The sequence below is a fragment of the bacterium 336/3 genome, from assembly GCA_001281695.1.
Classification (GTDB): domain Bacteria; phylum Bacteroidota; class Bacteroidia; order Cytophagales; family Thermonemataceae; genus Raineya.
The window spans coordinates 3,084,852-3,099,876 of record LJIE01000001.1; the positions used below are offsets into that span (position 1 = coordinate 3,084,852).

The window sequence follows — 15,025 nt, forward strand, 5'->3', positions numbered from 1 at the left end:
AATTTAGATTCAATAATGTTCGATTACATAAATATTTTAACATACAAATATAAATACTTTTCTCATATTTTTGTTTTGGCAATTTCTAAAATTTTAGCTAAAATTGGGTAAAATATGAAATAGTTTTCTTAAAGCTCAATGGCTGATTTCGACCATAATTATAACGATTGGGGATATGACGATTATACAAATCAAGACTTATCTCTAATTGATGACAAAAAACTTTCCAAAGAAGAGCGTAAAAAGCTTTTAGCTGCTGAAAAACAAGCGAAAATGGAAGCACAATCAGCTCGCCGTCAAAAGCGATTAGCAGAGCTTATTGCTATGGAAGAAGCTGAAAATAAGGAAAAACAAAAAGTTGAAAATACCGAAAAAGAAGAGGAAAAAACTCAGAAAACAGAAATTAAACCCGTAAATGAGGAAAATCAAGAGAAAAAAGGTGATAATCCAACATTTGAAAGCAACGATATAGAAAATCAGCAAGAAAACAAAGAAGATTCCTTAGAAGAAAATAAAACGCCCGAAGCAAAACAAAACAAGCCTAATTCTGATAAAAAACAGCCTAAAGACGAAAAAAAGCAGATAAAAAGTGTCAAAGAAGCTCCAATCGGCAATGAAGAGACTGGTAGTTTAGAAAGTCCTCAATTGGATAAATCTGACAGTAGTGCTTATCTAAATTCTTTGGGTAGTAGCTCTCCTACCGATTTTATGATGGGTGTAAGCGAAAGCGGAACTACTGTAAAAGAATTACAACAAAAAGAGCAAACTGACCTCCAAGACAATCTCCCTGAAATAGACCAACCCACAGGTCTGCCCACTAAAGATGAAAAAGGGAAGGTTGAGAAAGGTAGCAAATTAGCTAAAGACAATGCCAAAGCTCTCAAAGCTCAGCCCAAAACAAAAGAAAATCCTAAAGATAAAATAAAAGTTGAGTCTAAAATAGATCCCTCCAAGCCTACTCCTACACAAAAAGAAAGAGCTGGAGTTGTAGAAAGAATTAAAAGTTTCTTTTCTAGAATATTTGGCTCAGGAGCTATCAGTGAACGTATTGAAGAAATCAAAGAGTCTATTGATACCATTCCATCCAAAGACGAAAGTATCAAGGAAGATTTAGGTCGAAAACCTGAAGTACGTTTGGTGGGCGAAGCTGATCCTGAACAAAATGAACAGCAAAAAGACCAAGCTGAAAAACAAACTTTAGAAAATAAACAGAAAGCAGACCAAGAAATTCAGAAAGATTTTGGGGAGAATAATCTGTATCCTGAAATCAAAAAAGAAAAATTAAAACCTCAGATTGAAATTGTTGCTTTAGAAAAAGCTCCTGAACTTTCTTTACAAAAAGTAGAAAAACTACCTGCTCAAGCCATTGCAACATTCAATGAGAATGCAAAACAGCAAATTGATGCCAAAATTCAGCAAGGCATTGCTAAAGAAAAAGAAGGAAAATTAGAGAAAGAAAGCAAATCGGAGCAAGAAAAAAAAGCTACAGATACAAAAATTGCAGATGAAACTTCTAAAGTGGAGGCAGAACAGAAAATTGCTCAAAAGAAATCGCAACAAGAAGTAGAACAAAATAGAAAAACATGGAAACAAGAAAATGATAAAATTCTTGATAAAGCTCAAAAGGATTTAGATACAGAGAAAAATAAAACAGAAAAAGATATTTCTTCGCATTCTGAGCAGGTAAACAAAGAAATTGGGCAGGAATATGAGAAAGGCGATAAAGCCATCAAACAAGAAAAGGTAAATACAGAAAAACAAGCCGAAGCCAAAAAAGCTGAAGCGAAAAATAAGAAAAGAAGTTTTTGGGAAAAAGTTGGTGATGCATTTAGTAGTTTTATTGAAGGTATTAAAAATGCGATTAATTCTTTGTTTGATGCTCTCAAACGATTTGTAAAAAACACCATTGAGCGTGTCAAAAAAATTGCTGTAGCACTCATAGACAAAGCCAAAAACTTTGCCATTAAGATGGTGAAAGCATATGGTGAGTTTGCCAAAGGCGTTGTCAGTATTGTATTATTTGCCTTCCCCGAAACAGCCAAGAAAATTAATGGATTGATAGACAAGGCTGTAGATAAAGCAGAACAAGCCATCAACTACCTTGCTGATAAGCTTAAAGTAGCTGTTTGTAAGTTTTTGGATGCCTTGGGGGCTGTACTTGTAGCTCTGCTAAGTGTATATCAGGCTTTATTTTTAGCTCTTTTAGGGGATTTCTCAATGATTGCTGATTTTCTAATGAAAATCTACAATGGTGTAAAAGGCTTGATACAAGGAGCTCGTCATTCTGTATCAGAATCTTTAGGGGCTTTATCCGAAGAGTTTTTAGGAGCAGATATTAGCAACCCTTTAGATATTGAGCGTAGCCAAGAGGAAGAAAACCAGTATAGAGCTTCCGAATTAGGGTCTAAAACAAATGCTACCAAACAAGAAACTCAACAAAATGGAAAATTAAGTGATAAAAATAAATTAAATAATGATGATGTTGAAGCTCCTGGCACACCTTTTCATTTAGGACAAGAGTTTTTGCCTTTCTTTAGCAAACTTCAGGAAGGACAAGATATGATTTTGGGTGGAGCTGGAGAAAATGCTGTAACTACTCAAGATTTACAAGGTGCCATGTTTGGAGGCAATCCGCTTACCCAACAAGGTGAAGATGAAATGGTTACCAATTTGAGTAGCCAACTCACTCAAACTGAAAATTCTACTCCAGAACAGGTTTCTGAACCTGCCCCCTCCCCTGATGTAGCCTCCATGACTGATGAAGCGAAAATGGATTATTACATTGGACAAATGGATGCTGAAGCAAAGCCTGAGAGCATGGAGACCAAACAGCCTCCTGAAGCACCTCAAAAGGTAAATTTAGACCCATCACTCAAAACATCGCCTCTACCTGTAGGCACAAGGCTTGAATATGTAGGCAGACAAATGATGAAGGGCTTACAGATGTGGTGGAATCAGAATAAAATGACTGTGTATGCTGTCATTGCTGGTGTGCTGACGGTAGGTGCTATTATTGCATTTTTTACAGGTGGAGCTGGTTTAATAGCTGTTTTAGAAGTTATTATGCAAGCTCTGACTGTTATTTTTATGGCAGAAGCTCTGATGAAAATAAGAGGACATTTGATGAATTATTTGGAACTTTCTTGGAATCAGAAACCCAAAGAAGGTGGCAAAGAACTTGCTAAAGGCTTTGCTGTACTTGTTTCAGAATTTTTATTTGAATATCTGTTGGCTAAACTGGGCAATGTTTTGAAACGAGTAAAAGCAACCATAAAAGCCTCTAAAGCCTATCGTAGAACAAGTGTAGCCATCAGACGTACTCAAAGAAAAGTAGGAAATGCCATTTTAAATATCCCTGGTGTAAAACAATTAAGAAATGTGATTGTCAAAAATGGCAAATATGTAATTAATGGATTAAATAGTGGCATCACGAAAGGGGTGAAAAACCTCCAAGACCTCAGAGAACGTATTTTAAAAGTATTTGGCTTTAAGCGTGTCTGGGCTGAAAAACATGGTAGCAAAATTGAAATTTGGGGTGAGTTTAATTCTCGAATACTGATAGCTACACTTGACCAGAAAACAGGTAAAACTACTTTTGATGATAGGGACTTAACTCCTGATGAGAAAAGATTATTTTATTCTCCCAAAAGAAGAGATGAATTGGGGCAAATCGTTTATCAAGATAAAAACGGATTAAGTCTAACTGGTAAAAAAGATAATTTGCATGGTTTAGTGATTGGTGATTCCCTTGACTTTCTAAATAAATTTGATGATTTAGATGATGTAGCTAAGTTGGCAAAATGGGAAGAAATGTTGGCTAAAAGTCAAAAAGGAGGAGCTGATTTAGAGGTTTTACGCAAAGAATTAGGAAAACTAAGCCCTCCAGAATGGGCAAAAAAGGGTTCTAAATATGAAAAAATATATAAACAAAGAAAACACATTAATTCTACATATAAAAAGTCTGGTGGAAAAATTGCTTCAGATGAAGATATACACCATCTGACAACCATTGAATCCATGAAACATCCCGTTCTTCAAAGAGCTGTAGATGATGGATTTATGATTAATCATGCTGATGCCAATGGTATAAAATTAAGAAGTTATAGTAGCAAAAAGCGATATAATTCAAAAGGGCAATTAATAGCTTCTCCTAAAGGTACTCATGCAAGTCATCCTAATTATAATGACGCCCAAGAAAAGTTATTACAAAAATTTGCTGTCAGTAAGAGAAATAGATATACAAATCCCGAAGCTCGCTCATTTGTGGAATCAATGAATGAAGAGTTAAGGCACATCATTCAAGAACAATGTATAGATGGAGGAAAAAAAATTGATGAAGTATTTAAAAATATAGATATTAATAAATTATACAGTGATATTATTGCAACACAAACTGTTAGAGCTAAAATACCAAGTAATGTAAGAGTTACTTACGATAAAATGCTTGCCAAAGGAATGCCCAAATCTATGAGTAACATTCATAATAGATTGATAAATGGTGGAATAAATGTAGTAGAAGATGGTGGAGTATTAAAATATTTAGATAAAAATGGAGCCGAAATAGCAAAACTTGAAAATGGAGTTTTCTCTGTTATTCCTGATAAAGGTAAGATTCCTACACCAGATCAATATTTGAGTAAATCTTACATTGCTAAACATATTGATAAATTTAAAAAAGAAGGAGCAGGATTTATTGTGGTGAAAAGTTGGACAGAAAATGGGCGATATGGTGCTATGCCTGCTCGAAAATTTGTTGGACTACGCTCTGAGATGGATGCAGTAATTGCAAAATACAAAGCTAGTGGCAATGACTGGAAAGTTTTAAGAGATGAATTAAACTTAGGTCATACAACAGATTTATCTTTAGAAGAAATTTATTATATAAAAGTGGATGGTGCTGATCCTCGTTTCAATTTTGAAGTTCCTAATGGAAATGAAGCAGGAGCTATTATTGGCGAATGGGTTCCTGGAGGTTATACAAAAAATGGGGTAATGGAAGCTGCCCTTATTAACTCAGAAACTGTTATACATAATAAAGACATTAATCAATTTTTAAATAATTTTACATCACAATGGGAGAAAATAAAATAGAGAATCTTTTTGCATTTGCATTAGAAACCAATGATTTAGAGAATTTTATTCTAGGTAATGATAAATATTTTGTACTTGATAGAGAATATGGAGAGCATTGGGTATTAGGAAGTTATAATTCGTACATTGAACCCTACATTGCTCATCTTAATGGCTTATTGCCTGAAATTTTTTGGAAAACGATTTATTCTATCCTAGAAAATTCCACAGATAAAAATATATTTCTTGATTTCTTGGTGGGGTATTTTATCCCCTATTATAATTGCCCAGACAAAAGTTTACTTGTATCAAGAACAGAACACACACCAAAAAATAATATCCATCAAATTAAGAATTTTCTTCAAACTCAAAAAGATTCATTAATTGCAGATAAGCGTGGAAGTGGTGCAGATTGGAACTCTCCATCTGGACTTTTGGGAGGTGTTACAGCTAATTTACAACTCATAGAAAAAAGAGGAGGACCTAATTTTTTATAGTATTCTTTTGTTCATAAAATATGAAAATTTTAAATTATTATACAGCAGATGTAATAGCATCAGAAAGGTCTCAAAATGAATCATTTGATAATGATAAAATATACTCTATTTATAAAATAAATCATCAAGAGCCTATGTATCTTGAAAATATTTTATGGTTGAGAGAAGAATATCCAGCAGATGTAAAATTACCCCAAAAACATATTGAGTTCTATGAATTTAAAACTTGGAAAAGTGTCAAGAAATTAGATGATTTTATGAGAACTATAGAAATCAATCCGTCACTTGGTTTCTTTGTCAGCCCTAAAGCAAAAGAAATATTAAAAGAATTTATCCTGCCTAATCATAGATATTACCCTGTCAATATTATTCATAAAGAAGAAACTTATTCTTATTATTTTCTGCTAATAGCCATTGATAACCAACCTATTCAATATTCAAAGAGCATTTTTATTGACTGGATGAATGATGATACACAACTACATGTTGATAGTTTACAAGACTTATTAGAGCAAAAAGATGGTAATCCTTATTTTCCAGAGACACCATTTTCTTTAATACCTAGAGAATATATTAGAGAAAAGAAAATTGTTCTGTCTCACCACTTTGATATCTATAAAGAAATTTTTGGTATAGACTTATTTTTCTCTGAAAAACTTAAACAAAGAATTGAACAAGAAGGACTTACTGGTTTAGAATTTAAAGAGCAGACTAAAATTGAGTTTTATTTAGAGGATACTGTTGAATCTGTAAAAATAGAAGAAAAGAATGAAATTGCTATTTCTACACTGCTACCAGAACCTTTAAAACTCCTCTCTCCTACAAGCCCTTATAAATTGCCTCCTGAAATTTCACAAATTGAGGTTAATGAGCAAATTAAAGATAAAGGACAAATTCTAACAGCTAATTTATTCTCTTATTACCTTGAAAATGAACAGCAAATGCCCTATAAAGTAGAAAATATTAAAATTCAACTTACATCCATCAATAAATCCAAAAAACTCTACACTTTTGAAAATATAGAACCTTTTATGGTCATTTTCAATGAAAAAGCTCAACATTTTCCTAAAAATATGAAAATTATCATCAAACAAGAAAATGTCAAAATAGTATAAAATACAAAAGAGAGAGGAAAAACCTCTCTCTTTTGTTATGCATTCTTCACACCCAAAAGCCTAAAACGTAGTTCTTCAAAACGAATGACAGCTACAATCCATACAAATGCCTGAATAGCTGCTGGTGCTATAACAGACTGATTATGTTCTAAATGAGTGGCTATTGCTCCTCCCATATAAGCAGCAAGAAGCAATGTTCCTAAAATACCTGTACGAGGAATTAAGAATAAAATAATACTTATAAGCTCTACAATACCTACTATTCGGAAAGAATTTGCGTCCAAACCTATTCCTGCTGCCATTTTGAGTGCTTCTTCGCCTCCTGTCAGTTTGCTGATGGCACTGCCTACAAAGATAAAGCCTACTAAACCTGCTAATACCCAGTTGATGATGTTTTTAGTTTTTGAATTCATACGTTTTTAATTTAAAAGGTGTAACAAATATTAATTATTCAATTGTTAAATACGCAATTATATGATTAAATTTTTTTACTGAAGGTTCTCAGCTATTTTTTTCAAAACCTTGATACATATCTCTAAATCTGATGGATTGATTCCTTGGAGAGCATCTTCTGTTGATTTTTGAACACACTCCAATGTTTGAGATTCTAATGTTTTTCCAAACTCAGTCAAATGAATCTTAAATATTCTTCTATCATTTTCATCATCCTGTCTTTCTACAACACCTTCTCTTTCTAAAATATCAATAATTCGTGTTACATTGGCTCTATCTCTACAAGATAAAACGGCCAATTCTTGTTGCGATTTTCCATCTTGTTGCCAAAGATACATTAGCACCCGAAACTGGTCAGGAGTGATAGGTATATCATTTTCCTTGAGTATTTTAGACAAATGCTTCACCATTGCAACATGTGTATCCCCTACTATTTTTCCTAAATGTTCTTGTGAGCAAAAATGATTGTCTTGCATACGCATTTGTTAAATACGCAACAAACTTAATAATAAAAAATCACCCATCAAAATATTTTTTATTTTATTTTTTATACCAATATTCCTATTAATGTAATATCATCTCTTTGAAGAGCCGCCCCCTGATGTTGATGCAACTGTTGAAGGAAATATTCTCTCTGATTCCCAAATGATTTTTGATGTGCTTCAAAAAATAATTCCTGTAATTTCTTTGAACCCAACCTTTTACGTTCCATATTGTTTTGGTCTATGTATCCATCCGTTTGAAAATAAATAGTTGATGAATTTTCCAAAGTGGCATATTTATCTGAACATTTCACTTCTGTATGGCTTCCTCCTAAAAATACCCTATCCCCTTCTAACGCCTTTAATTCCTGATTATCAAAATAATAAACATTTGATTTTGCTCCTGCAAATGTAATCTTAGTAGTAGAATTTGCCTGCTTCTCAAAATAACCTATTCCTATGTCCATTCCATCACTATTTTTGGATGAATGTTGTTTGAGAATTTTATGAAGTCTTGCATGAAGTAACTCAAGAATTCGAGCAGGTGATTGATAAATTTGCTGTTCATTGATGATTTCATTGAGTAATGTACAACCCAACATACTCATAAATGCTCCAGGAACTCCATGACCTGTACAATCTGCCACAGCAAAAACACTTTGTGTATCCGATATTTTAGAGAACCAATAAAAATCTCCTGATACCACATCTCTGGGCAAGTAAATGATAAATACATCTTCAAAAAAACTTCTTATATCTTCAGCTTCTGCTATCACTATTCCTTGTACATGAGAAGCATAATTGATACTTTTTCCTAAAGCATCAGAGGTAATTTTTAACTGATTGTAAGTTGTTTCTATTTCTTCTTTTTGACTTTCCAGATTTTTATTCAATTCTACCAATTGAGCCTGTTGATGAGCTAACAGTTTATTGGATTTTTGTTTCTGACGATAACCTATTCCTACTACCACCATCAGAAGCAGGAAAGTAGTGGCTATTCCTAAGAAAGTATTCCTGATATTTTTCTGTTTTTCCAGTTCTGCCAAATAAGTCAATTGTCTTTTTTCCTGTTCCAATTTGTCATTTTCATTCTTTGTTCTCAAGTTTTCAGCTTCGAGTCTTGCTTTTTGGGCTTCAGCAAACAAACTATCTGCTTTGCGTTTATCTTTTTCGGAACGAGCTAAATTCAATAATTGTTCTGCTTCAGTTTCTTTTCTGACAATTTCAAGTTCTTGGGTTCTTTTATCTGCATTTAATTTGTTTAGTTCATTGTCTTTGGCTAGTAAAATGAGTTCTTTTTCTTTTTTCTCTAAGGTTGCCTTACTTTCCAAATTCGCTATAGCTTTTTCTTTATCAATATTAAATATACTATCATTGGTTCTTTTGGCATATTCATAATATTCTAGTGCTTTGTTATACTCTCCTTTTAGTTTGTAGGCTTCATAAAGTCTGTATGTTAATACATTTATTTCTGCTAAAGCTTTCACTTCTTCTGACATACGTAGAGCCTGTTGGGCATATTCTATGCTGGTTTCGTAGTCTTTTTGAGCCAAATAAACTTCTGCCATTCCCTGTAACGAATATATTGAACCCATTACATCATTTAATTCATCTTTAATTTGAATACTTTTTTGATAATATTCTAAAGCTTGTTCGTATTTGGTTAGTTTGGTATAAAGGTTTCCAATATTATTATAACTTGCTGATATTCCTTTTTTATCTTTTAGTTCTTCTTTGATTTTCAGGCTTTTTAGATAATATTCTAAAGCCTGCTCATATTTAGTTTCCTCAAAATAGATATTTCCAATATTATTATAACTCACAGCAATACCTTGCTTATCTTTTATCTCTTCTTTTATTTTCAAACTTTTTTGGTAGTATTCTAGAGCTAATGGATAATTATTTTGCTTTTTGTGAATATTACCAATATTATTTAAAATGATTGACGTACCTGACTTATCTGATGAATTTTCTTTGATTTTTAGTGTGATAAGATAATAGTTAAGAGCCTGTGGGAAATTTCCTTGAAAAGTATAGATATTCCCTAAACTGTTGGAATTAAGAGCTACATAATCATTATAATGCATTTGCTCACTTATTTTAAGGCTTTTATTGAGGTATTCTGTTGCTTTTGGATAATTTCCTTCTCCATAATATTTTCTACCAATAATGTACATACTTTGGACTTTTCCTCTTTGGTAATTCAATTTTTCACTTTGTACAAACATTTTCTCGGCAACAGCAAAAGCAGTATCAATTTTACTTTTTTCATAAAGCATTGCTATTTCTAATTGGATTTTTACCTTAGAAGTATCATGTGTTACTTTTTTGTAAGCATTTTTTAAGCTGTCTAAGATTTTTTTGTTTTGGGAAAACGAATGGGTATGTCCTATTAAAATAATAGTACAGATAAAAAAGCAAATTCTTTGCATAGTTCAATTAATTAACAAAATATTACAATTTTGCCTGAATATATGAAAAGGTATTTTATTTGACAAGAATATTTTTTATTTTTGGAAGAGAATATATAATATTTTGACAAGCTTTGTAGATATTTTCACTACTTAAATCCTGAAAAACAATAAAATCTATTGTTTGAGTATCTTTAAATACAATATTCAGATAAGTGCTTTTTAATATTTGCTTGATTTCATAAATTGCTTTTTTTACCTCATCTGAAAGCAATATTTCAGAAGGTACATTAACTTTCAAAATAAAGTTTTGTTCATCAAATGCTTTGTTTTCAGGTATTTTCTCTACAGCCTTAATAGTTTTTCCTATCCAGTTATAAGGTAAATTCTCTTGTGTTTCAAAGGATATTCTTGTTGTAAAAATCACTGATTTAGCATTGACAGGTCTATACCAATCACAAATGATGGAAAATAAACAATTTTGATAAACACCTTTCAAATAGGTTTTATCTGGAGCAATAGGGCTACTTTCAACAGTTTCTTCTAAATTAAATTCAGTTTTAAGGTTATCTAAAAAAGGGCTTTTTTCTTTTTGCGAAAATTTGTCAATGAGTTTCAGAGCTAATCCTACTACTACTATAATAATTATAAATGCTCCTACTACTACCAATAATAACATTAATACTTCCATAAAATTAAGATATGATAATTCTACATTCACACAGCATGCCATTCGTGTTCTATTTCTCTCATTAAAAGAGCATTATCAAATTGAATAGAGCCTTTAGGGAATATCTCTTCATTCTCAAAATAGCTAGAATATACACTTTCTACTTCCAAAGGTTGCATCTGCCATTGATACGTGTGTAATTTGATTCCATCTAATTTTTTCCCATTGGGAGAGTATCCTATTGCTCCTCTTTCAAAAAAGTCAGATACATTTGTAAGATTTTCAAAAATAGATGTCTGAGGTATTTGCTTGGCTTCTTTTGCTTGAATAGCAATTTTTGTATCATCTGAGCTTGTAAAAGCAACCTGATAATTATCATTAAACTCTTTAACCTCAAATTTAGCTAAATAATGTTTGCCAGGGAATAGTTTCCCACCAATCCAAGCATTCAATTTAGATCCAGTATCTCTTCGAGGAACATAAACACCCTCCTTTGTTTCATTGCCTTCTTGCCATTCTACAGCTATTCTATGTGCTCCATTTTCAGATGAGAAACCTAAAAAATCAGGGAAATATTTTGGCTTTATATTTTTCAAGCGAATGAGACAAATCCCAACAATAGCTTTTTCTTTGTATAATTTAGGTTTGAATGGTGCTGGTAACAGTTTTGCCACAACGTTTGGGTCAGCTACAAAATTAATGAGTATCCTTCTATCTATAATTCCATGTAACTTAGGTAATCTGAGAGTCATAATTGTATCATTAGAAGAGCAAAAAAATACCCCTAAGAAACTCTCTCAGGGGTAATATTAGTTTAATTAATTCTAAACTGTTTTTGTATCTTTCAAAGAGAACATCAGAGCATCACCTGTACCATCATAATCTGCAAGTAAGGTATCTCCATTTTCAAGTTCAGCTTTCAATATTTCTTCTGCAATAGGATCTTCCAAGTATTTTTGGATAGCTCTACCCAGAGGTCTTGCACCATACTGAGGGTCATAACCTTTTTCAGCTAAGAAATCTTTGGCTTTTTCTGTTAATTCTACTTTGAAACCAAGTGTTTCGATACGAGCAAACACTTTAGCAAGCATCAAGTCTATAATTTGATGTAAATGCTCTTTTTCAAGTGAATTGAAGATAATCAAATCATCCAAACGGTTCAGAAACTCTGGAGAAAACGCTTTACGCAACGCATTCTGAATAGTTGCTTTCATCGCATCGTCTATGTTATCAGATTTGGATTTGGTAGCAAAGCCAATGCCTGTACCAAAATCTTTCAAATCTCTAACTCCAATGTTGGATGTCATGATAATGATAGTGTTTTTAAAGTCCACTCTACGACCCAAACCATCTGTCAAAATACCATCATCAAGTACTTGAAGCAATATATTGAATACATCAGGGTGAGCTTTTTCAATTTCATCCAAAAGTACTACACTATAAGGCTTACGGCGAATTTTTTCTGTCAATTGTCCACCTTCTTCGTAACCTACATAACCTGGAGGAGCTCCTACCAATCGAGAAACAGAAAATTTCTCCATGTACTCACTCATATCTATACGAACCAAAGCATCTTCTTTATCAAAAAGATAAGTTGCTAAAACTTTCGCTAATTCTGTTTTACCAACACCTGTTGGACCCAAGAATATAAATGAACCAATTGGTTTTTTAGGGTCTTTCAAACCTACTCTTGTACGTTGAATAGCTTTTACAAGTTTCTCAATAGCAGCATCTTGCCCTACTACTTTACCTTTCAGAGCATCACCCATTTGTAAGATTTTTGCTCCTTCAGTTTGAGCTACACGTTGTACGGGTATGCCTGTTACCATAGCCACTACTTCTGCTACATTTTCGGCAGTTACAGTATAACGGCGTTTTTTGGTTTCTTCTTCCCAAGCCAACTTAGCTCTTTCAAGTTGGTCAATTAAGCGTTTTTCTTTATCACGAAGTTGTGCAGCTTCTTCGTATTTCTGACTTTTTACAACTTGTGTTTTTTCTTTTTTGATATTTTCAATTTGCTCTTCAAGTTTCAAAATATCTTCAGGTACTTGTATATTATTGATGTGTACTCTTGCACCTGCTTCATCCAAAATATCAATAGCTTTGTCTGGCAAAAATCTATCAGAGATGTATCTATCAGAAAGTTTCACACATGCCTCTAATGCCTCTTTGGTATAAATCACATGGTGGTGATCCTCGTATTTATCTTTGATGTTATTTAGGATTTCAACGGTTTCTTCAGGTGTGGTAGCCTCTACCATCACTACTTGGAAACGGCGAGCCAAAGCTCCATCTTTTTCGATATACTGACGATACTCATCAAGTGTGGTTGCTCCAATACATTGGATATCTCCTCTTGCAAGGGCTGGTTTGAACATATTAGAAGCGTCTAATGAGCCACTTGCCCCTCCTGCACCCACAATGGTATGCAATTCGTCTATGAATAAAATTACGTCTGGAGATTTTTCAAGTTCGTTCATGACAGCTTTCATACGCTCCTCAAACTGACCACGATATTTTGTACCAGCTACCAAAGAAGCTAAGTCAAGTGTAATCACACGCTTGTTGAAAAGAACTCTTGATACCTTTTTCTGAACGATTTTTAGAGCTAAACCTTCTGCAATGGCTGTTTTACCAACACCTGGCTCACCAATTAGAATAGGATTGTTCTTTTTACGTCTTGAAAGAATTTGTGCTACACGCTCAATTTCTTTCTCACGACCGATAATGGGGTCTAATTTGCCCACTTCAGCCATTTTTGTAAGGTCTCTACCAAAATTATCTAAAACAGGAGTTTTAGATTTTTCTGTACTTTTAGCTTCACGCATACCTCCGCCAAACATTCTCCCTTGCTCCTCATCAGGATCGTCAGTATCTGGTCCCGCATGAGGATCTGTGTTTTGGTTTTCGATAGCTTTTTTCACGATTTCATAAGTTATATGAAACTTACTCAATATTTGAGAACCTAAATTGTCCTCTTCACGAAGAATAGATAAAAGCAAGTGTTCTGTACCAATAACTTGACTTTTGAAAATTTTAGCTTCTAAATAAGTGATTTTTAGAGCTTTTTCAGATTGTTTGGTTAGTGATATATTGGCAATATTTTTAATATCATGGGTGGCAGTTCCTTTGATAGCTTGTTCTATCACTTGCCTAAGTTCTTCAAGAGAAACCCCTAATTGCTTTAAAATACTGATAGCTTTACTATCGCCTTCACGTAGTAAACCCAATACAATGTGTTCAGTGCCAATATAACTATGCCCCAAACGTAATGCCTCTTCTTTACTGAGGGCTATTACTTCTTTTACTTGGTTGGAGAATTTTGCTTCCATGTATATATAGTCCTTTTCTTTCTAATTTCGGTTTCTATGTAACAATTTCGTGACTTAATTTGTTCGGAATACTTGCTTTTAAAATATTATAAGCATTGTTACCCTCACAAAAAAGTAAATCAATGATGCTCATGTTATCCTCAAATTTGCTGCCAAACACTTGTTGATAAGCCATAGGCTTGTAAATACTGTCTATTTGGCTTTTATTTTTGGGATGAATGGCTGAGCGAAAATCCGTATATTCGCTATTTTTTTCTAAATTTAGGTATTTTTCTGTAATTTCAAAATTTTTCTTGATGCCAATTAATTTCAGACAAGTTGTCAGTATCTCCATATTCAAATCTACTAAAAAAATTGGTTTTTTGTATAGTATTTTTTCAAAAAAATTCGCATAATATTCAAAAAAAGGTGATTTGCCATAAGCTGAAAAAATGCTTCGCCAATGCACATTTACCCAACTTTCATGATAATCTATTTTTATCTCTTTTAATGCCTTTTTCTGATTTCCCTTTACAACAGGTACACTAAAACTTTGAGTACCTTGAGATGTTACGATTTGAAAACGATTCCGATAGCTTTGTTTTTGGTAATACTCAAAAATATCTATTGTTAAATTTTCAGAACTCAGAAACAAACAAAAATAAGCTAAAGGTGGGAAATACTGTGATTCTACAACAATTTTCATCAATTTTATGGATTACAATACTAATAAAACGTTCGTTAAATTTAAGCAAATATAAAATTTCTGAAAAATATTTTTGTGTGTACTTGACTAATACAATTATATCTTATAATATTGCAATGCTTTCCTGCCACACTACACTATAAAGTTTCCATTCAATTTTCTAAATCACCTTAAATACTTTTGAGTGTAAATACTAAAAACAATTTTATATTGTTTATGGTAATATGGAGAGCAAAAATCAACTTTTTTCCAACCAAATTAGCTTACCAAATATCACAACCATACAAAAAAATCCTACCGTATAGTTTTT

Annotated in this window: 10 protein-coding genes; 3 read left to right on the forward strand and 7 right to left on the reverse strand. The window is 32.8% G+C overall.

All coding sequences use genetic code 11. From position 1 onward, the window contains the following. Nucleotides 1-138: 138 nt before the first annotated feature. Genes AD998_14445 through AD998_14455 form a run of 3 tightly spaced genes read left to right on the forward strand, consistent with a single transcriptional unit; the run spans nucleotide 139 to nucleotide 6,682 of the window. Nucleotides 139-5,091, forward strand: a complete 4,953-nt coding sequence (locus AD998_14445) for a hypothetical protein (GenBank protein KOY87185.1) — start codon at nucleotides 139-141, stop codon at nucleotides 5,089-5,091. Next, nucleotides 5,073-5,567 carry a hypothetical protein gene (locus AD998_14450; GenBank protein ID KOY87186.1) on the forward strand — a complete coding sequence of 165 codons (495 nt, stop codon included), beginning with the start codon at nucleotides 5,073-5,075 and terminating at the stop codon, nucleotides 5,565-5,567. Before AD998_14445 ends, AD998_14450 begins: the two co-directional genes overlap by 19 nt. Before the next feature lie 20 nt (nucleotides 5,568-5,587). Continuing rightward, complete coding sequence (locus AD998_14455; protein KOY87187.1) at nucleotides 5,588-6,682, forward strand: hypothetical protein; 1,095 nt, start codon at nucleotides 5,588-5,590, stop codon at nucleotides 6,680-6,682. Between the two features lie 35 nt (nucleotides 6,683-6,717). Here the strand turns inward: AD998_14455 and AD998_14460 are convergent, their stop codons facing one another. The 7 genes from AD998_14460 to AD998_14490 all read right to left on the reverse strand — a co-directional run bounded on the left by AD998_14460 (nucleotide 6,718) and on the right by AD998_14490 (nucleotide 14,715). Beyond that, nucleotides 6,718-7,095, reverse strand: a complete 378-nt coding sequence (locus tag AD998_14460; protein KOY87188.1) for a hypothetical protein — start codon at nucleotides 7,093-7,095, stop codon at nucleotides 6,718-6,720. 75 nt (nucleotides 7,096-7,170) lie between these two features. Then, complete coding sequence (locus tag AD998_14465) at nucleotides 7,171-7,569, reverse strand: hypothetical protein (GenBank protein ID KOY88219.1); 399 nt, start codon at nucleotides 7,567-7,569, stop codon at nucleotides 7,171-7,173. 113 nt (nucleotides 7,570-7,682) lie between these two features. Further along, the gene (locus tag AD998_14470) at nucleotides 7,683-10,049 is read right to left on the reverse strand and encodes a hypothetical protein (protein KOY87189.1); all 2,367 of its coding nucleotides are present in this window, start codon (nucleotides 10,047-10,049) and stop codon (nucleotides 7,683-7,685) included. 55 nt (nucleotides 10,050-10,104) lie between these two features. Further along, nucleotides 10,105-10,749, reverse strand: coding sequence for a hypothetical protein (locus AD998_14475; GenBank protein ID KOY87190.1), 645 nt, complete (start codon nucleotides 10,747-10,749; stop codon nucleotides 10,105-10,107). Next, complete coding sequence (locus AD998_14480; GenBank protein KOY87191.1) at nucleotides 10,746-11,450, reverse strand: hypothetical protein; 705 nt, start codon at nucleotides 11,448-11,450, stop codon at nucleotides 10,746-10,748. Before AD998_14480 ends, AD998_14475 begins: the two co-directional genes overlap by 4 nt. Nucleotides 11,451-11,522: 72 nt before the next feature. Beyond that, nucleotides 11,523-14,030 carry a Clp protease ClpC gene (locus AD998_14485; GenBank protein KOY87192.1) on the reverse strand — a complete coding sequence of 836 codons (2,508 nt, stop codon included), beginning with the start codon at nucleotides 14,028-14,030 and terminating at the stop codon, nucleotides 11,523-11,525. 34 nt (nucleotides 14,031-14,064) lie between these two features. Further along, a complete protein-coding gene (locus tag AD998_14490; protein ID KOY87193.1) occupies nucleotides 14,065-14,715 on the reverse strand; it encodes a hypothetical protein in 651 nt (216 codons plus the stop codon). Between the last annotated feature and the right edge of the window lie 310 nt (nucleotides 14,716-15,025).